This window comes from Corynebacterium minutissimum (assembly GCF_000805675.1).
GTDB lineage: Bacteria > Actinomycetota > Actinomycetes > Mycobacteriales > Mycobacteriaceae > Corynebacterium > Corynebacterium minutissimum.
Map to the genome: position 1 here is coordinate 296,696 of NZ_JSEF01000006.1, position 18,461 is coordinate 315,156.

The 18,461-nt window shown below is 60.9% G+C and carries 17 protein-coding genes; 7 read left to right on the forward strand and 10 right to left on the reverse strand.

Going from position 1 to position 18,461, the window contains the following annotated elements:
• Positions 1-558 carry a terminase gpP N-terminus-related DNA-binding protein gene (locus NX84_RS04400; RefSeq protein WP_231913705.1) on the forward strand — a complete coding sequence of 186 codons (558 nt, stop codon included), beginning with the start codon at positions 1-3 and terminating at the stop codon, positions 556-558.
• A gap of 139 nt (positions 559-697) precedes the next feature.
• Here the strand turns inward: NX84_RS04400 and NX84_RS04405 are convergent, their stop codons facing one another.
• From NX84_RS04405 to NX84_RS04425, 5 genes are all read right to left on the reverse strand, one after another.
• On the reverse strand, positions 698-1,471 hold the full coding sequence (locus NX84_RS04405) for a nuclear transport factor 2 family protein (protein ID WP_039674155.1): 774 nt from the start codon (positions 1,469-1,471) through the stop codon (positions 698-700).
• Positions 1,472-1,480: 9 nt separating this feature from the next.
• Positions 1,481-2,857: an NAD-dependent succinate-semialdehyde dehydrogenase gene (locus NX84_RS04410; RefSeq protein WP_039674157.1), complete on the reverse strand. Its 1,377-nt coding sequence runs from the start codon at positions 2,855-2,857 to the stop codon at positions 1,481-1,483.
• Between the two features lie 143 nt (positions 2,858-3,000).
• The gene (locus tag NX84_RS04415; RefSeq protein ID WP_039674160.1) at positions 3,001-4,041 is read right to left on the reverse strand and encodes a histidinol-phosphate transaminase; all 1,041 of its coding nucleotides are present in this window, start codon (positions 4,039-4,041) and stop codon (positions 3,001-3,003) included.
• Positions 4,042-4,054: 13 nt separating this feature from the next.
• Positions 4,055-5,392 carry an aromatic amino acid transport family protein gene (locus NX84_RS04420; RefSeq protein ID WP_039674162.1) on the reverse strand — a complete coding sequence of 446 codons (1,338 nt, stop codon included), beginning with the start codon at positions 5,390-5,392 and terminating at the stop codon, positions 4,055-4,057.
• Positions 5,393-5,404: 12 nt separating this feature from the next.
• Positions 5,405-7,051: a thiamine pyrophosphate-dependent enzyme gene (locus tag NX84_RS04425; protein ID WP_039674164.1), complete on the reverse strand. Its 1,647-nt coding sequence runs from the start codon at positions 7,049-7,051 to the stop codon at positions 5,405-5,407.
• 130 nt (positions 7,052-7,181) lie between these two features.
• Between NX84_RS04425 and NX84_RS04430 the strand changes: the two genes are divergently transcribed.
• On the forward strand, positions 7,182-8,063 hold the full coding sequence (locus NX84_RS04430; RefSeq protein WP_231913704.1) for a LysR family transcriptional regulator: 882 nt from the start codon (positions 7,182-7,184) through the stop codon (positions 8,061-8,063).
• A gap of 159 nt (positions 8,064-8,222) precedes the next feature.
• Here NX84_RS04430 and NX84_RS04435 read toward each other — a convergent pair whose 3' ends face one another.
• The 3 genes from NX84_RS04435 to NX84_RS04445 are packed head-to-tail and all read right to left on the reverse strand — an operon-like array spanning position 8,223 to position 11,350.
• A complete protein-coding gene (locus tag NX84_RS04435) occupies positions 8,223-8,945 on the reverse strand; it encodes a sulfite exporter TauE/SafE family protein (protein WP_039674166.1) in 723 nt (240 codons plus the stop codon).
• Between the two features lie 24 nt (positions 8,946-8,969).
• Positions 8,970-9,656: a TIGR03089 family protein gene (locus NX84_RS04440; protein ID WP_039674169.1), complete on the reverse strand. Its 687-nt coding sequence runs from the start codon at positions 9,654-9,656 to the stop codon at positions 8,970-8,972.
• Positions 9,657-9,700: 44 nt separating this feature from the next.
• Entirely contained in the window at positions 9,701-11,350 is a 1,650-nt protein-coding gene (locus NX84_RS04445; protein ID WP_174519886.1) for an LCP family protein, read from the reverse strand.
• A gap of 53 nt (positions 11,351-11,403) precedes the next feature.
• On the opposite strand from NX84_RS04445, the gene NX84_RS04450 reads away from it, so the two are divergent.
• The 3 genes from NX84_RS04450 (at position 11,404) to NX84_RS04460 (ending at position 14,221) form a co-directional block, all read left to right on the forward strand.
• Entirely contained in the window at positions 11,404-12,315 is a 912-nt protein-coding gene (locus NX84_RS04450; RefSeq protein WP_082013908.1) for a glycosyltransferase family 2 protein, read from the forward strand.
• Between the two features lie 54 nt (positions 12,316-12,369).
• The gene (gene manB / locus NX84_RS04455) at positions 12,370-13,464 is read left to right on the forward strand and encodes a mannose-1-phosphate guanylyltransferase (RefSeq protein ID WP_039674171.1); all 1,095 of its coding nucleotides are present in this window, start codon (positions 12,370-12,372) and stop codon (positions 13,462-13,464) included.
• A gap of 508 nt (positions 13,465-13,972) precedes the next feature.
• Entirely contained in the window at positions 13,973-14,221 is a 249-nt protein-coding gene (locus tag NX84_RS04460; RefSeq protein WP_005528147.1) for a WhiB family transcriptional regulator, read from the forward strand.
• 84 nt (positions 14,222-14,305) lie between these two features.
• On the opposite strand, the gene NX84_RS04465 is transcribed toward NX84_RS04460, so the two are convergent.
• Complete coding sequence (locus NX84_RS04465; protein WP_039674175.1) at positions 14,306-14,776, reverse strand: metallopeptidase family protein; 471 nt, start codon at positions 14,774-14,776, stop codon at positions 14,306-14,308.
• A gap of 93 nt (positions 14,777-14,869) precedes the next feature.
• Here NX84_RS04465 and NX84_RS04470 point away from each other — a divergent pair, with 93 nt between their 5' ends.
• Together NX84_RS04470 and NX84_RS04475 are read left to right on the forward strand one after the other, a co-directional pair.
• On the forward strand, positions 14,870-15,313 hold the full coding sequence (locus NX84_RS04470; RefSeq protein WP_082013898.1) for a DUF3499 domain-containing protein: 444 nt from the start codon (positions 14,870-14,872) through the stop codon (positions 15,311-15,313).
• Between the two features lie 84 nt (positions 15,314-15,397).
• A complete protein-coding gene (locus NX84_RS04475; protein WP_039674179.1) occupies positions 15,398-16,765 on the forward strand; it encodes a phosphomannomutase/phosphoglucomutase in 1,368 nt (455 codons plus the stop codon).
• Positions 16,766-16,950: 185 nt separating this feature from the next.
• On the opposite strand, the gene NX84_RS04480 is transcribed toward NX84_RS04475, so the two are convergent.
• On the reverse strand, positions 16,951-18,303 hold the full coding sequence (locus NX84_RS04480) for an FAD-dependent oxidoreductase (protein ID WP_039674181.1): 1,353 nt from the start codon (positions 18,301-18,303) through the stop codon (positions 16,951-16,953).
• Positions 18,304-18,461: the final 158 nt, after the last annotated feature.

Sequence of the window (18,461 nt, forward strand, 5' to 3'; positions counted from 1 at the left end):
ATGACTAATGTGCGATACACGGATACCCAGCGGCTCAAGGCATTAGAGGTATTCGACAGAACACAATCTGCTACCAAAACCGTTCGTGAGTTGGGCTACCCAGGCCGTTGGACACTCCATCGATGGATCAGAGAGCGTGATGAACCCCCAGCTGCCCCCATTCGGCGTACGACCTTAAAGCGCTACCCGCTTGCGACAAAGCTCAAAGCCGTTGAGCTCTTCACCGCCGGTATGTCTCCTGACGCCATCGCATCTGAGCTTTCGTTGAACTCGAAAATGAGCGTCTATGCTTGGGCCCAACGATTCCGCGAAGAAGGAAAGTGGGGCTTGATGAGCGCAACTGAACGCAAACGCTCTGCCGGCATTGTCACTCGTAAAACCTTTGAGAAATCGCTTCCAGATGATGCGGCTGAACTCAAGAAGCTGGCAGCACGCCTATCAGCGGAAAAGGCGGTGTTAGAAAAAGAACTGGAAGAATTAAAAAAGACGACAGCATCGACCCAGCCAACTTCAGTAACAAGTTCAAAGCCATTGTGGGGCCTGAAACAGGGGCGATAACTTTGGCAGATAGGGCAGTTGCGGCCTCAACTCGGTTCTAGAGCTACTGGGCGTCGGGCTTATGTGGAAAACGTGAAAGGCTGGGCCACTCCCGTATCAAGGAGTGGCCCAGCCTTTGGCGTGCAACCTAGGTTATGGCTTAGAAGATGCCGTGGCTATGAAGCGCCTCATTATCGGAGGGGACCTCAGAAATGGCATCCCACATTTCGACGAGCTTGCCGTCTTCAACGCGCCACAGCTCGCAGTAGGAGTGGCGCGCACCGGCGATGCTTCCTTCGGAATGCGTCAGAACGAACTTTCCCTGCGCAATCGTGCGGTGGATGCGCTCGTACTCCAGTCCTTCGCCGTCCTCCTTCAGCTTGGTGAGGAAATCGACGCAGTTTTGGGCGCCGTCGGCGATATCGGGGGAGTGCTGGGCAAACTGATCATCGCGTGTGTTGTCGATGAAGCCGGAGTAGTCACTGCCGATGAGCGAGCGCTCGAAGAATTTGATGACGAACTTACGGTTCTCCTCGGTAAGGCTCTCATCTCCCACATCGGTGGTGCCATCGAGCTGCGTGCGGCCGCTTTCATTCGGCTCTGCCTTAGGAACGAGGTTGTCCCAGTGCTCGACAATTTTGTCACCTTCGACGCGATAAATGTCGAAGCCGACGAAGGGCTCATCTTCGATACCGTCAAAACGACCGTGCAGTGCGACGAGGTTGTTTGCTTCATCGGCAATCACTCGGGCGTTGGTGTACTTTAATCCCTCGCCCAGATCCGTGACGAACTTCTTAAGGCCTTCTGCATCGTTAGCGATGAGGGGAGAGTGCTCCACGAAGTTATCGGCGAAGTGCTTGTCTAGGACGGAGGTATCGTGGCCGTCGAAAAGTGCGGTGTGTACCTCGAGGACAAAGTTTCCTAGTGAAGTCATGGAATCTCCTTAGTTGGCCACAAAGTAGGTGCGCTTGTTGACGAACTCATCCATGCCGTAGGGGCCCAGCTCGCGGCCATAGCCGGAGTTCTTGACGCCACCGAACGGCACCTCGGCGCCCTCAGCCGCGTAGGTGTTGACGTTGGACATGCCAACCTCCAAGCGCTGAGCAACCTTTTCTGCTCGCTCGACGTCCTTGGAGAAGACGCAACCACCGAGACCGTACTGGGTATCGTTGGCCAGCTTCAGTGCCTCTTCATCGCTGCTGACCTTGTATACGGTGGCGACGGGGCCGAAGAGCTCCTCGTAGTAGATGTCCGAGCCAACAGGGACGTCACTCAGCACGGCGGGGCTGAAGTAGGAGGACTTCTCATCAACGAGCTCACCGCCGACGTGAAGGGTGGCACCGGCTGCCACGGCGCGGTCGATCTGATCCTTGAGGTTCTCCGCAGCGCCGCGTGAGGACAGTGGGGTGTAGACGGTCTCGGAAGCCTCTTGCGGTGTGCCCGGCTTCATGGCCTTAGCCAGCTCAACCAGCTCTGCAAGGAACTCGTCATAGATGTCATCCATGACGATGAGGCGCTTGTTGGAGTTACAAGCCTGACCGGTGTTGTAGATGCGGGTTTCCCACGCATCCTTGGCTGCTTGTTTGACGTCATCCGTGTCGAGCACGATGTAAGGATCGGAACCGCCCAGCTCGAGTACGGCCTTCTTGAGGTTCTTCGCGGCGATAGCACCCACCGCGGCACCGGCGCGCTCGGAACCGGTGAGCGAAACACCACGCAGCTCCTTGTGCTCGATGATCTTCTCTACCTGCTCGTGGGTTGCGAAAAGGTTGGTATAGACGCCCTTGGGTACGCCGGCATCATCCATGATCTTCTGGATGGCGAGTGCGGAGCGCGGGCAAATCTCTGCGTGCTTCAGGATGATGGTGTTGCCCAACATGAGGTTGGGGGCGGCGAAACGCGCTACCTGGTAGTAGGGGAAATTCCACGGCATGATGCCAAGCAAGACGCCAATGGGGAGGCGTTGGATATAGCCCTTTCCATCCATTTCCACCGGGATTTCCTCATCGGCGGCGAACTTCGGGCCGTTATCTGCGTAGTAGCCAAAGATGGCACTGCTGAACTCGGCCTCCTCAAGGCCCTCAGAGATCGGCTTTCCCATTTCGGTAGCAATGATTTCCGCCAACTCGTCCTTGCGCTCTTCGAAAAGCTCAGCAACGCGGGTAACTACTTTGGCGCGCTCCTCAATAGGGGTCTCGCGCCAGCTGAGGAATGCCTCGTGTGCGGTATCTACAGCGGCAAGGGCTTCCTGCTCGGTGACGTGTTCAAAGGTTTCGAGCACCTCGCCAGTTGCAGGGTTTTCTACGCGAATTCCGGACATTGTTCATCCTCCAGTTTGTAGTGTGCGTATAAGAACACGTCCCATTATGCGGAAGGTTGTGATGTATGGCAACAATTATTCAATCTATGGAGCGCATCTCAATTTCAAGATGGTTTTAGCGAGAGTTGTTCCGGAAGCCCTGGCTAGCCCCTCCAAGGCTCAATGCCCGCGCGCCGCCAGGCCTCCAAGAACTGAGTGGTCTCGGCCTCATCGGTGATGGACACGCGCACGCCCTCGTCGAGGTAGCGGCGGATGACCACGCCTTCATCGAGCATCTTCGTTTCCACCTCCGCGGCATCCGCGCGCGGCAGCCACACAAAGTTTCCGTAGGACTTCTCAGCACCCAGCTCCGCGCAGACGCGGTCGCGTTGTGCTTTGGTGATCTCGACGGCGTCGGCAAGCTCGTCGTGGCGCTTGAGCACCTCCACGGCGGCGGTTTCCGCCATGGCGGTCACCGTCAGCGGCAGGGACAGCAGCCGCAGCGCGTTGATGATCTCTTCGCCTGCCACCGCGTAGCCCACGCGCATGCCGGCCAAACCCCACGCCTTGGAGAAGGTGCGCACGCCGAGCAGGTTGGGGTAGCGCTGGTATTCCTCCACTGAATCCGGGGTATCGGGGGCGTCGTTGTACTCCCAATATGCTTCATCCAACAGCACGACGACATCCTTGGGCACCCGGTCCATGAAGGCGCGGAATTCACCGCGCGTGATGACCGTGCCCGTCGGATTATTGGGGTTGCACAGGATGATGAGTTTGGTCTTCTCCGTCAGCGCGCCAAGCACCGCTTCCAGATCCACACGGTAGTCCGCCGTCAGCGGGGTGAGCACCGGGGTAGCACCAGCCATGCGCACGTAGAGGGGATAGGCCTCAAAGCTGCGCCAGGGCACGATCACCTCATCGCCGGTGTGGCAGGACGCCAAGATGGTGGCCTGCAGGATGGGCGTGGACCCCGCGGAGACAAAGATGTTGTCCGCAGGCACGTCGAGGTAGTTGCACAGAGCGTTGGTGAGCTCCGGGGAGCCCGGCTGTTGGTAACGGTTGGTGGTGCGGGCGGCGTCGGCAACCGCGGCGATGATGTCCTCCGCGGGAGGGAAGGGGACCTCATTGGAGGAGAGCTTGAGCGCGTTGGGGAAGTCCTTGCCCACCTTGTATTCGGGGAAGCTCGAGAGATCATTGCGAAGCATAATCACGTCCTTTCTAAATCAGATCCCAGATGGTCACGGCCATAATCAGCAGGCCCATGCCGAAGACGAAGTAGTTCCAGGGGTCGTTACGGAATTTCTTGTACACGTCCAGCTTCTTGAACATGTAGACCGGCACGATGTAGACGATGAACGCCACAAACACGCCGGAGACCACGGAAATCATGGAAATGATTGATGGGTTGAAGACCGCCACGAGGGTGGTGCCCACGAAGGCGATGAGGTAGATGATGTTGAGAAGACTGCGGTGCGAAATCTTCTCTGCCAGCTGTGGCGCGGCGGTCTTGAGCAGGTACTCCGTGCCCTCTTCGGTGCCGAGCATGTGGCCGAAGTAGGAGGACACGATGGCGCAGATAACGACGATGGGCGCCATATACGCCATGAACGGTGTGCCGGTGACGTTGGCGAAGTAGGAGAGCACCGGAATGTTTTGTTCCAGCGCCTCATTCATGCCGTCCGCGCCCAAGGCAAGGACGCAGGACCACACGAAGAACATGGTGAACACCACGAGGAGGATGGCGGTGTAGAGCTCCGTGCGGGAGACGCGCTTTTCGGTCTTCTCGCCGTACTGCGGCTGCATATCGATGGCGAACTGAGACAGCGCCGCCATGTGGGAGAAGGAGAAGACCAGTACCGGCAGGATGAGGAAGATGCCTTTCAGCATCTGGCCCCAGCCATCGGCGCCGTCGTCGAAGTGGATAAAGCTCTGGAGATCCCAGCGCGGGATGAGGTACAAAGAGGTCACCGCCAGCGCGATGATGAGAGGGTAGACCAGCACCTGAGCCAGCCAGATCATGGGCTTGCGGCCGATGGCAAATCCACCGGTCATGATGCCAACGCAGATCGTGGCGAGCAGCCAGCGATTCAGCGAAGGGCCGCCGAGCTGATTGACGATGAAGCTATCGACCGCGTTGGTGATGGAGACACCATAAATAAGCACGGTGGAAAAGACGGTAATCCAATACAACAAGGCGAAGATGACTCCAGAGCCTTTACCCAGGTACTGGGTGACCAGCTCGAGGATGTCCTTGCCGTGGTCTTCTTTAGGGGCGCCGGCCACGATGCGCGCGTAGGTGCGGTGGGAGAAGTACACCAGCGGCAGGATGAAGACGGTGGCGAAGACCAGTGGCCAGAAGCCGAAGCCACCGGCGTTGAGTGGAAGGAAGAGGATACCGGCGCCCACGGCGGTGCCGAAGAGGGTAATGATCCACGAGGCAGTAGAGGCAGCGGGGCGCTGCTTGGCCACGACATCATCACCGACGAGGTGCTCACCTTCTTTCAGTTCGCTGGCGGGCACGGACGATGTGGTCGGGGAATTGTGTGTGGTGCTCATGGTGAGCCTCCTCTAGTCGATGGGCAGGGAGTGGTCTTGGTCTGTGATGACGTTGATTAGTGCAGGGATACCTTCTTCTTTGATGGCGGCTAGGGCACGGGTGACGGCACCCGAAGCTTGGGAATCATTAGTCACGAGCTCGCCGTGGGCGCCGAAGCCGCGGGCGACCGCCGCGAAATCCGGGTTCACCAGCTGCGTGCCGGAGACGCGATCGGGGAAGTGTTTTTTCTGGTGGTCGCGGATGGTTCCGAACTCGCCATTGGACATGACGATGATGAGGAAGGGCGCGCCGTATTGCAGTGCGGTGGCCAGTTCTTGGCCGTTCATGAGGTATTCGCCATCGCCAGCGATGGTGACCACGGTACGCTCGGGGAACTGCAGCTTGGTGGCCACCGCGGCCGGGATGGAATATCCCATCGAGCCGTTGCGCACGCTGAACTGGGAGGGGTAGACAGAGGAGCGCAGGAACTGCTGGGCCCAGATGCAATGGTTGCCGGCGCCAAAGGTGTAGATGGAATCCTTAGGCAGTTGCTCGTGGAGTGCTGCGAGGATGGCCTCCATGTGCGCGGTGCCCTCGTTGCCCGGGCGGTAGTCCGCGGGCTCGGGAAGGGTGGCGAAGTCCAGATGGTTGGAGTGGGCGGTGTCGAACCACTCGCCGCGCTTATCCTTGCCCTCGACGCTGAGGCGGCCCAGGGCTTTAGCGAAGGCCACGGGGCTTGCCACGATGTGTTCTAGCAGCGCCACCGAGTGCCCGCGCAGGCTGGTATCGGGGTTGATGGCGATATTGCGTGCCTTCGGTGACTGCCGCAAGGTATAGCCGTCGGTAGGAACATCACCGAGAACGGCACCGACTTCGATGACGAGCGAGGCGGCTTCCAAAAATTGCGCCGCGCGTGGGTCGCGGCCATAGCCTAACCAGCCAGCATTGGCGGGGGAGTCGAAAGGCACGCGGTCAGCGGCGCGGAAGTCCTGGATGATGGGTATGTGGTGTTCTTCGGCGAAGCGAGTAATTTTCTCCGCGGCCTCTGGGGTCCAGCGCGGGCCGCCGGCAAAAATGAGTGGACGCTCTGCGCGGCTTAGCTCGCGGGAGAGGAGGTCCAGGTGCTCGTCGGAAAGCGCGCCCTCCGACACCGGGATGGGTGGGTGGATGCTGCCGGTGAACTCCTGGTGGAGAACATCCTCCGGCAAGCCCACGATGACGGGGCCGGGGCGGCCCTGCTGGGCCTGGAAAAAGGCCTCGGCCACAACCCGGGAGGCGCGCGACGGGTCATCGAGGACGAAGACCTGCTTGGCCTGGGTGCCGAACCAGGCCTTGGGATCAAATTCCTGGAAGGACTCGCGGTCGCGGTCGGCATGGGGGATAAGGCCCACGAAAAGGACGAGCGGGGTGGCATCCTGCCAGGCGGTGTGGATGCCCACGAAGGCGTTGGCCGCGCCGGGGCCGCGGGTCACCATGGCAACGCCAGGCTGGCCCGTAGCCTTGCCGTGTGCCTCCGCCATGTAGGAGGCGCCGCCTTCCTGGCGGGTAACGATGGCCTCAACGGGGCTGTCATAAAGCCCATCGAGGACGGGCAAGAAGCTTTCGCCGGGAACGAGGAATGCGCGGCTCACGCCGTGCGCGGCGAGGGATTCGGCAATGGCGGCGCCGACGTGTGACATGGAGGACCTCCTTGAAGTTGTTGTGGTGGCGGTCTCATTATTCTTTGGTGATGTCATGTTGTCTAATGCCTGGAAAGTTGGAAACCTATGCCTTGAAGGCATGAAGCGTGCTAAAAGTAGGGGAATGGACATGGTGAAAGCCACATACTTTCTCGCGCTCGCGGACGCCGGCACGGTGACCGCAGCCGCGGAACGCCTTGGAATAACCCAGCCGGCGCTGAGTCGGCAACTGCGGCGCTTTGAAAAGGAACTGGACTTGGAGCTGTTCGTGCGGGCTGGGTCCTCACTAGCGCTGAGCGATGCAGCACACGCCCTCATCCCGACCTGCCGCCGTCTCCTCGCCGAATCCGCGCGTGCTGGGCGGTCGGTGGAGGCCCTGCGATCTGGGCATGTCGCCGCACTGCGGGTAGCGGCGACGCCGACAACAATCTCCACCCTGCTCGCACCGTTCATTGAGGCAGCCGGTTCCTCTATTCCCTTGCTCACCACGTTTCCGGTGTCGCATTATGATGTGTTCGCCGCATTGGAGGGCACCGCCGACCTTGTCATTGCTCCCATTCCGCCGGGGCCTGATGTGACCTCACTGCCACTGGGGTCTGTTCCCGTTCGGGCTTGGGTCCCGCCAAGCCATCCTCTGGCATTGGAGTGCGCGGGTTCGATCGGCGTGGAGGTGGCCCGCTTGCTGCACGAGCGCCTCGCTTTGCCGTCGCGCAGCAGTGTTTCTCGTGGAGTGCTTGATTCCTTTATTGGAAGGGCAGGCTTGAGCCTCGGCTTTCACGTCGAGTGCGATGACACCGCAACCTTGAGTGCCTTAGCCCGCTCAGGCCAGGCCGTGGCCCTGATGACAGAGCTGCAGCCGGCGCGGCTGGTGGGCTTCGACGTGATCGATGGTGGAAAGACTCTGGGCGGTGTGCCGCTGGTGGCGGCCTGGTCCCCGGGGCACTATGCGGGGGAGGAGATTGCGCAGATTGCCCGGCGGTTTCGCAGTTTTATTGAGGGCTCTCTTCGCTAGAGCTGTTTTCTTGGTGCTGGGCGGTGCACTCCTAGTGTGCGGTGGATATAACTGCCCGTGTTGCCAAAGATCTGGCTGGATCTTGAGGCGGTAACTTTGGCAGATCGGGCAGTGTGGAGCGTGATCCTGGCAGTTGAGCCCGACAGCAGGTCGCGGACGCTAGGCTGCAACCAGCCCCTCAACAATGAGCGCCAAGGCTGCACTAATGGCTACCACCACCACGATGCGGTTGAGCACCTTGGCGTTGATGAAGCGGTTGAGGTAGCCGGCGGCGATGAGGCCCACGATGGCTACCGGCAGGTAGGCCGCGGCGGCAGTGAGCTGCAGGCCGGTAATTTGCCCGCTTAAGCCCAAGATTGCCAGCGAGATGGTGCAGCCGATGATGAAGGTGCCCGACAGGGTGCCGCGCACGCGGGCGGGGTCATAGCCTTTAAGCACTAGTGCCATGGGCGGGCCACCGATGGAAGTGGAAGTTCCTAAGAAGCCCGAGGCCACACCTGCTACCGCGATGTTGGTAGTGGTGCGCTTGGGGGACCAGCCGAGGCTGGACAACGTCATGGCGAAGATGACGGCACAGCCAATAAAGAGGGAGAGCCCGCGGTGCGAAAGCGAGGCAATGGCCCACGCGCCGAGCAGGGAGCCGGGGATGCGCGCGATGGAGGAAATGGCCACGATGTCCCAGGACACCGCGGCGCGGGCTTTGAGCATGGTCGTCGTGGAGATGACGAAGGCTAGCAGAAGAATGAGCGTGGGGACTAGCTCTGGTTTAATGAGCGCCAAGATAGGGGTGGCGATGGTGCCCAGCCCGAATCCGATAGTGCCCTGGCAGATTGTGCCCACGAGGATGAGCACGCCGATAAATACATAGAGCCAGCTGAACATTGCTCCACTATCTCACGGCGCCGCCTAGGCGCGGACGGTGACCTTCTCGTTGTCCGCGATCTCCTCCAAACGGTCCGCCGAGCACAGGCCCGCCACAATGACGGCGGAGCCGCCCGCAGCCAGTGGCTCTAACACAGCGCGTTGGAAGGAGGCGGTGTCGCTCCACCCTGGAGACAACATGCGATCAGCACCTAAGTCAGTAGGGAATAGCTCCGGAAGCGGAGTGGTGGAACCATAGAAGTGATCGCCATAGAAGCGGACCGTGGGGCCGAAGTCAATGGTGCCGACTGGCAGCTCACCACCGCTTTCCACCACGCCGCGCCCGAAGGGATCCTGGGTTACGAGTACGGTATCGGCGCCGGAGACTCCGGAACCTTTGGTAAAGGCCTCGGGGGAGGTGAACACCACGGCAACATCGTCGGCGGGCGGCTGCATGGCAGTCGCCCCATCGGTGACGTCGAAGGAGACTCCGGCAGCGAGTGCGCCAAGCGCAATGACCGCAGCTTGCCACGACACCGGAAGGTCGATGAGGATGCGGGAATCGGTGCCGGGCTCGAGGTCGAGCTCCTCCAACAACATGTTGGCGATCTTGGAGGTCCAGTTCTCCAGCGTTTGCGCCGAGAAGTCCATGCGCGTGCCGTCGGCCTCGTTGTAGACGCTCAGGCGCGGTGCGGAGGCATCGGCGGACAGGAGATGCTGAAGGAGTTCCATGTCCGCCCATCGTAGGTGGCGGGCACGAAGCCCGCCACGGGGTTTTAATTCACGCAGCGCGGGCCGTCGCCGCCGGCATCAATTTCCGGCGCCACCTCAGCCGTACCGAAGTCATCGCCTGGGGTACCTACCTGCTGGTCCTCGGCCACCTGGTTCGATTCCGCTTCAGCTTCTTGCTCCATGGCGGAGTCATCCTTTGGTCCGGCGTAATCATCGGTAGCCACGACGATGAAGGTATCCGGCTCGAGCTCCTCGTTCGCGGTGACTGGCAATCCACCGAGCTGCTCAGCTAGGGCGAGTGCGCGCTCGTCATTGGCATCCGCAGCCACGATTTGGGATTCGGCGTAGATACCGGACTGCGCATTGGCCGTGCGTTCGACGGTATAGCCCACGTTCTTGAGCCACGTGCCAATACCTCCGGCCATGCCATCGACCGTGCCAGCGTTGAGTACATGGAGGTTGAGGCCCTCAGCCACGGGTTTCTCACCGTCGTTGGCGGCCTCGTCCGCGGCGCCCTCCTCAGATTGTTCTGCCTCGGCCTTCTCCTGGGACTTAGCCAGGTCATCCATAAAGCGATGCACCTCAGCCGCGTCGATGGTAACGACAGACTCGCCGTAATCGCCGGTGCCGGAAATGGAGGTCACCGGGATAGTCGTAAAGGTCACGTTGCCACCGGCCAGACCCGCGAGCTGGGTTACGAAGCCCATGATGTCCCAGTCATCATCAATGACCACGGAGCGCTCCACCGCATCCGCAATCTTGTTGAGCTTGCCCGGAGAGGTGAGCGTGTCGGAATCCAGGACCTTCGATGTCAAGGAGGCCATGTAGGCCTGCTGGCGCACGATACGGTCGAGGTCGCCGCGCGGGAGCTCGTAGCGCTGGCGCACGAAGGACAGGCCCTCAGCTCCCTGCAGGGTTTGGCGGCCCTTCGGGAATTTCGCACCGGACATCGGGTCGTCCACATCGTTGTTGAGGCAGACGTCGACGCCCCCGACGGCGTCGGTAAGCAGCACGAAGCCCAACAGACCCACCTCGGCGTAGTGATCAACGCTGACGTCAGTGAGGGTACGCACCATGGAAATCAGCCCGGTGCGGCCAGCCTCAGTGCTGGCCTGCTCCATCTCCTTTTCCGTATGCGGTGGCTTCTTGCCCAGGGCTTCTGCCTCGGCATTCTCCTGCTGCAACTCCTCCATCTTGGCGGACTTGTGCAGCGCAAAGACGGCGTTGATTTTGGTGTTGCCAAATTCGCTGTCGTGCACATACGTATCACGCGGGATGGACACAGCCGTGGCACGGGATCCGTCGTTCGGAATGCGGATGACCATGATGGTGTCCGTATTCTCCTCGCCCTCATCTACGCCGGCATGCAGGTCCGCCAGTTCCTGCTCAGATAGGGGATTACCCTTGGCGTCGGTGCGGGAATCCTTGCCTACGAGCAGGATATCCACGGCACCGTCGATGCCCTTGTCCTTGAATCCACCATCGTTGCCCAGCGCCAGGTTAGACGCGGAGGAAATGTCATTGCCCAACTTGCCCACGGTGAAGTAGCCCACGCCGGAGAGCACGAGGACCACGGCGGAAAGGAAAGCTACGAGGGCCTTCACCGGTGTGGAGCCGTGCTGGGTGGCGGGCGCGGACTGCGACGGCGCGGCCTGGATATGGCGGGCGGCGCGCGGGGAGTTCGGGGAAGTCACGGCAATAGTTTAAGGGAGTAGGCGCCGAAAACGTGAAGCAGTGTCGCGTGCGCGTGCGCGCGTCGCCGTTGGGTACGCTCGATGCCATCGTGAAAGAATTACGCAAACCCCTGGCAGTGGTCACGGTGACGTTCTCCCCGGGCCGCTACCTTAGTGACTTTTTATCCTCGCTGTGCTTGGCGACGTCCCACCCAACCCTCACCATCCTCGCCGACAATGGCTCCACGGATGGCGTGCCCGAAGCCGCCGCGCGGGATCATGAGGACGTGGAATTCCTCGACACTGGAGGAAACAGTGGCTATGGCGCAGGTATGAACGCGGGTGCCCGTTTCGCGCGGGCAAGGGGAGTGGATGAAGAATTCTTCCTCATTGCTAACCCGGATGTGACCTTTAGTGAAGGTTCCTTGGACGAGCTCATCGCCTGTGCACGCCGTCATCCTCAGGCTGCGGCGGTGGGCCCGCGCATCGTGGAGCCGGATGGCACGAACTATCCCTCGGCGCGCGCGGTGCCGACGCTGAGCACTGGAATTGGCCACGCGCTTTTCGGAACGGTGTGGCCCTCCAACCCGTGGTCGAAGGCCTACCGCAATGATGCGGACATGAGTAGCGAGCATACTGCTGGGTGGCTCTCTGGCTCCTGTCTCTTGGTGCGCTGGGAAGCCTTTGACGCCATTGGCGGCTTTGATGAGCGTTACTTCATGTATATGGAAGACGTGGACTTGGGTGATCGCTTCACGCGGGCAGGCTGGAGCAATATCTTCTGCCCGTCGGCGGTAATTACGCACGCCAAAGGCCATTCGACGAAAGCACACCGCGGCGCGATGCTGCGAGCGCATCATGATTCCGCCTATCGCTTCCAGGCGGATCGGTACCCGCACTGGTTCGAGGCACCGCTGCGCGCGGCACTGTGGCTGGGACTTCGGGTACGTGGGCTGGCTTTGAGCGCGTGCCGCGACGGGTCCTAGGGCTCGTGGCCTATACACTAACGGTGACTTATCTGTGAGAGTTTAAGGATCGATATGACTGAATCAGCACCCCAGTGGGGATCGACGGCCGATGCCGTCATTCTGGTGGGAGGCCGCGGCACCCGCCTGCGCCCGCTGACGATTGGTACGCCGAAGCCCATGCTGCCGACGGCCAACTACCCCTTCCTTCAGCACCTTCTGGCCCGTATCAAGGAGGCCGGAATTGAGCACGTTGTGCTCTCCACCTCCTTCAAGGCTGAGGTCTTTGAAGAGTACTTCGGTGATGGCTCGGATTTGGGCCTAGAGATTGAGTACGTGGTGGAGGAGACCGCGCTGGGCACCGGTGGTGGTATCCGCAACGTCTACGACAAGCTGCGCCAGGACACCGTCATGGTGTTCAACGGTGACGTGCTCTCCGGCATGGACCTCAACGGCATCCTTGATACGCACCACTCGAAGCAGGCAGACGTCACGATGCACCTGCTGAATGTGGCGGACCCGCGTGCATTTGGTTGCGTTCCGACGGACTCCAATGGCCGAGTCACCGCCTTCCTGGAGAAGACTGAGGATCCGCCGACGAACCAGATTAATGCTGGCTGCTACGTGTTCAAGCGTGAGGTTATTGAGACCATCCCGGCTGACCGTGTGGTCTCCGTTGAGCGTGAGACCTTCCCGCAGCTTCTGGAGTCTGGTCACCTCGTTGTGGGCCACGTGGATAATTCCTACTGGCGCGATATGGGCCGCCCGGATGATTTCGTGCGTGGTTCTTCTGACCTGGTGCGCGGCATTGCGCACTCGCCGCTGCTGACTGGCCGCACTGGCGAGTCGGTGGTGGACGAGTCTGCTGGCATTGCTGGTGGCGTGCTGTTGCTCTCGGGCACGGCTGTGGGGCGTGGCTCGGTCATCGGCGCGGGCTCGCGCCTTGATGGCACCGTGGTCTTCGACGGCGTGACCATTGAACCGGGCGCCATCATTAGCAATTCCATCATCGCGTCTGGCGCGCACATCGGTGCCAATGCGCACATTGATAACTGCGTCATCGGTGAAGGCGCGACGATTGGTGCTCGCTGCGAGCTGCAGGGCGGCATGCGCGTCTTCCCAGGTGTGACCCTTCCGGATGCGGGAGTGCGTTTCAGCTCGGACGCCTAAACACAAAGCTGTGGCTAGCACTTAGGCGCAACTACGAAGCGATCGTAAAGCTCGGCGCTGGGGAAATACCTTCCCGGCGCCACTTTTATGCCGTGACGGATGGTTTTAGTGGTGCGATTGAGATCCACGAGATCTGCGCGGTTGGGTGGCGACACGCCGAAGAAACCTTGGAATTGTTCACAGGGTAGGGGGTGGCCACTACATGTAGTACCCCCGATGTTCACCCCCAAGGCTGGCACGTTGTGACTGGTGTGAAAGTTGAGGATCGTGTGCAGCGTTTTTGCTGGGATCGCGGAAAAATGACTCCCGACAGGTTGACGATATTTAGTGATCCGGTGTGAAATGACATCAGTGTAATCAACGGCACGGCGGGCAGGGCACCGAGAACAACTTTCGGTGTACGGTCGGTGCCACCGACTAAAAGAGAGAAACGACCTCGGAGAAAGGAAGCGGCGTGGACAATACAACGAATAACAGCGCTATTCTCCGTGGCGGTGCTGCTGCAGAGATGTCGCTCGATGAACTCTTTGGTGCCGTCGAGCAGGAGTGGCAAGACCAGGCGCTGTGCGCCCAGACGGACCCGGAGGCCTTCTTCCCGGAAAAGGGAGGCTCAACGCGTGAGGCCAAGCGCATCTGCCAGGCCTGCGCCGTGCGTGATGAATGCCTTGAGTATGCGCTTGAGCACGATGAGCGCTTTGGAATCTGGGGTGGATTGTCAGACCGTGAGCGCCGCCGATTAAAACGTGAAATCGGCTAGCGCAGCGGATCTGGTAGTGCAGCATCTTCCTCTCCCTCGTCATTCCTTTGCTTCCCGCAGGGCATGGCGGGGGAGAGTGGCGTTTTACCAGCTAAATCGCGGATCGATATCTTCTGGGTCCACGTTGAGGTAGTTGGCCACAAGTGCGGTGAGCACGGTGGACAGTAGCTCTTCGCGCTCTCGGGCTGAGCGCACGCGTTCCTCTACTGGCATGCGGAAGATGACCAAGCGAGCACGGGTCGGTTGCCCCGCTGAATCGACTCCCGCCGGCACGATGCGCCCCAAAGGAACGGGACCGTCCGCAATGATCTCATCCGGCATGACCGTCATGTCCACAGACAATCGCATGCGGGGCACGGTGTCGACGGCCAGGTCTAAGCCAGCGAGCTGTTCAGCGAAAGCGTTTTGGATGGGTGCGTAAGCCTCGAGTACGGCCATATCGAAGCGCTCAGCGTTGCTGCGGTAGCGGGGCGTTGCATGGGGTAGCAGCGGCCCGCGAGCGCCGCGGCCATGACGGTGGCGGGCCGGGCGAATGTGGGGTCGGGGCGTGCTCATGCGGCTTAGTTTAAGGCGCGGTGGCGATGCTTGGGCAGGGGGCACGCCGTGTAGGACTATCGAAATCTCAAGTTTGGGTTTAGACTTGGGGCCGTGAATAGCTCCCGCCGTTGCTCCCGCCCCGGCTGCGGCCGTCCCGCCGTGGCTACGTTGACCTATGCTTACGCCCAACAAACCGCCGTTGTGGGCCCACTGTCTGAAGATACTGATCCCCATGCATGGGACCTGTGCGAGAAGCACAGCGAGCGCATCACTGCGCCCCAAGGGTGGGAGATGGTCCGTGTTGATCGCATCGAGCTCGATGAGGATGATGACCTCACTGCTCTGGCTGAGGCCGTGCGTGAGGCTGGCCGCGTAACCACCGGGCTTGTCGACGATTCCACGACCGGCTCCGGAGCCGATCCCATTGACTACTCCGCCACCTTCGACGGCGCGGACCCGCGCAACTCCAATCACCCGGTCTTCCGTACCCGGCGGGTTCACGACGCCCGCCAACGCCGGCGCGCGCACCTGACGGTGGTACCAGACGCCGACTAGCGCTCAGCACGAGCATTTTAGGTTTCCTTTGCACCGTGTTTCCCAGCGCAGAGGTGCCAGAGGACATGAGTATGCTGTAGGGCTATGCGAACTCGTGAACAGCTCAATGCAGTGATCAAGGCTTATGACGTCCGTGGCGTTGTGGGCGAGGACATCGATGAGACCTTCGTACGGGATACTGGCGCAGCCTACGCCGCCATCCTGCGCGGCGAAGGCGAGACCACCCTGGCGGTGGGCCATGACATGCGCCCGTCCTCCCCGCAGCTGGCAACAGCCTTCGCCGAAGGCGCTGCAGCACAAGGTGTCAACGTCATTATGTTGGGACTGACCTCTACTGATGAGCTCTACTTTGCCGCCGGCGACCTCAACTGCGCGGGTGCTATGTTCACCGCCTCCCACAACCCGGCGCAGTACAACGGCATCAAGCTCTGCCGCGCCGGTGCTGTTCCAGTAGGGCAGGAGACTGGCCTGGAGCAGATCAAGGACATGCTGATCGACGGCACCCCGGCCTTTGACGGGGAGCCAGGCACCATCACCGAGCGTGAGGTGCTGGGAGACTATGCCGCCTTCCTGCGCGGTCTGGTTCCGCTGGAGAACTCCCGCCCGCTCGTCGTGGCTGTCGACGCCGCCAACGGCATGGGCGGCCACACCGTCCCGGCTGTTTTCGAGGGCCTGCCTTTCGACGTCCGCGATCTCTACTTTGAGCTCGACGGCACCTTCCCGAACCACGAGGCTAACCCGCTCGATCCGAAGAACCTGGTGGACCTGCAAAAGTTCACCGTGGAGCAGAAGGCTGATATTGGTCTGGCCTTCGACGGCGATGCGGATCGCTGCTTCGTGGTGGATGAGAAGGGTCAGCCGGTCTCGCCGTCAGCCATTTGTGCGCTGGTGGCGGAACGCTACTTGGACAAGTTCCCGGGCTCCACGGTGATCCATAACCTGATTACCTCGAAGACCGTTCCGGAGCTCATCGCGGAGAAGGGCGGCAAGGCCGTGCGCACCCGCGTAGGCCACTCCTTCATCAAGGCCCAGATGGCTGAACACAAGGCAGTCTTCGGTGGCGAGCACTCTGCGCACTACTACTTCCAGGAGTTCTGGAACGCCGATTCTGGCATGCTCGCGGCCATGCACGTGCTCGCCGCGCTGGGCGAGCAGGATAAGCCGTTGAGCGAGCTCATGGCGCAGTACTCGCGCTACGAGGCTTCGGGTGAAATCAACTCCACCGTGGAGGATCAGAAGGCTACGACGCAGCGCGTACTGGATGAGTTGGCGGACAAGATTGAGGCCGTCGACGAGCTTGATGGTGTGACCGTGCAGCTCAAGGGCACTGATGCGTGGTTCAACGTGCGCGCCTCCAACACCGAGCCGCTGCTGCGCCTCAATGTTGAAGCAAAGACCGCCGACGAGGTGCAGGCCATCGTCGACGAGGTCCTCGCCATCATCCGCGCGTAGCGTGAGGGCATGTGCCTTCACGCGCAGCCCTTGAGACAAGAACTGCCCTAACTGACGATCTTCTCCGCGTTAATTGTGGCGGAGGCGAGAGTTTCGTCAGATAGGGCAGTTTTAGTTCAGGAGGCCTTGCCGTTGGCGGCGAGGATCTGCCGTCGGGGCTGTGGGCCCAGCCTTGAGACAGCAGCCTAGTCGCGCGAGTGGGTAATCATCTCTTCCCACTCGACAAACTTCTTGCGCTCGCGGCCCTCGGCCTCGCCCAGGGCGCGCTCGGCGGCGTCGAGCTTCTTCCAGCCCTCCCAGGTCAGGTGCTCCAGGCCCTTGGACTTGAAGAGCTCGACGATGTCCTCCTCGCGGTCGTGGGAGAGGTTGCCTGCTTCGGCGTCGGCAAGCAGCATGCCGATGGTCTCGGTGGCGTCGGACTTGGTGTTGCCGATAAGCCCCACCGGACCACGCTTGATCCAGCCGGTGGTGTAGAGGCCCGGCACGATGGTGCCGTCGAGATCGACGACGTGGCCGCCGTCGTTGTTGATGACGTTCTTCTGCGTGTTGAAAGGCACGCCTTCGATGGCATCGGAGCGGTAGCCCACGGCCAGGTAGACGGCCTGCGCCGGCCACTCGGTGAACTTACCGGTGCCGGAGACAGAACCATCACCGTTGAGGGCGGTGCGTTCGGTCTTCACGGCAGTCACCTTGCCATCTTCACCGATAAACTCGACCGGCTGCTCAAAGAGATGAATCTGCAGGGTATGCGGGGCATCCTTAGGTTCGCGGATGGCATAGCCCTCCAGGGTCTGGCAGACCAAGTCGCAAGACTTGGCCTCCTCGCGGGCCTTGAGGGAGGCTTCGTCGTAGTCAATGTCCTCCGGGTCCACGACCACGTTGATGGTCGGGGAGTGGTCGAGCTCCTTGAGCTCCAGCGGGGTGAACTTGGCCTGTGCCGGGCCGCGGCGACCGAACACGCGCACGGTGGTGGCCTGGTTCTTAGCCAGGGACTCGTAGACGTTATCGGGGATTTCGGTAGCTTCCTTGAGCTCATCGCCAGTCTTGGCCAGGATGCGGGCCACGTCGAGGCCCACGTTGCCCACGCCAATGACGGCGACTTCCTTGGCGGAGAGATCCCAGGAGCGCTCGAAGCGCGGGTTGCCATCGTAGAAACCGACGAACTCGCCTGCGCCATGCACGCCCTCGAGGTCGGAGCCGGGGATGGTCATGCCCAAGTCGCCAACGGCACCGGTAGCGAAGACGATAGCGTCGTAGTACTCCTCGAGCTCGGCGACAGTCACATCGCGGCCCACGGTGATGTTGGACAGCAGACGGATCTGTTCGGAATCAAGCACGCGGTGCAGGGAGTTGACAATGCCCTTAATACGCGGGTGGTCCGGCGCCACGCCGTAGCGGATCAGGCCAAACGGTGCGGGCATCTGCTCGATGAGATCGATCTGAACGTTGCCGCCGGTTTTCTTCACCAGGATGTCGGATGCGTAAATGCCGGCTGGGCCGGCGCCGATGACGGCTACTTTCAGGGGCTGCTGAGTCATGGATGACCTTTCGGAGTGTTGTACTAACTATCGAAAGCTTAGTTCTTTAACAAGCGTGGGCTTTATTGAACCGTCTTGTCTGCTGTTGGGCAACTATGCCTAATTACATTCGGAGATCATTGTGGCATAGACGCAGCGTGCTTCGCATATTGCTCCGA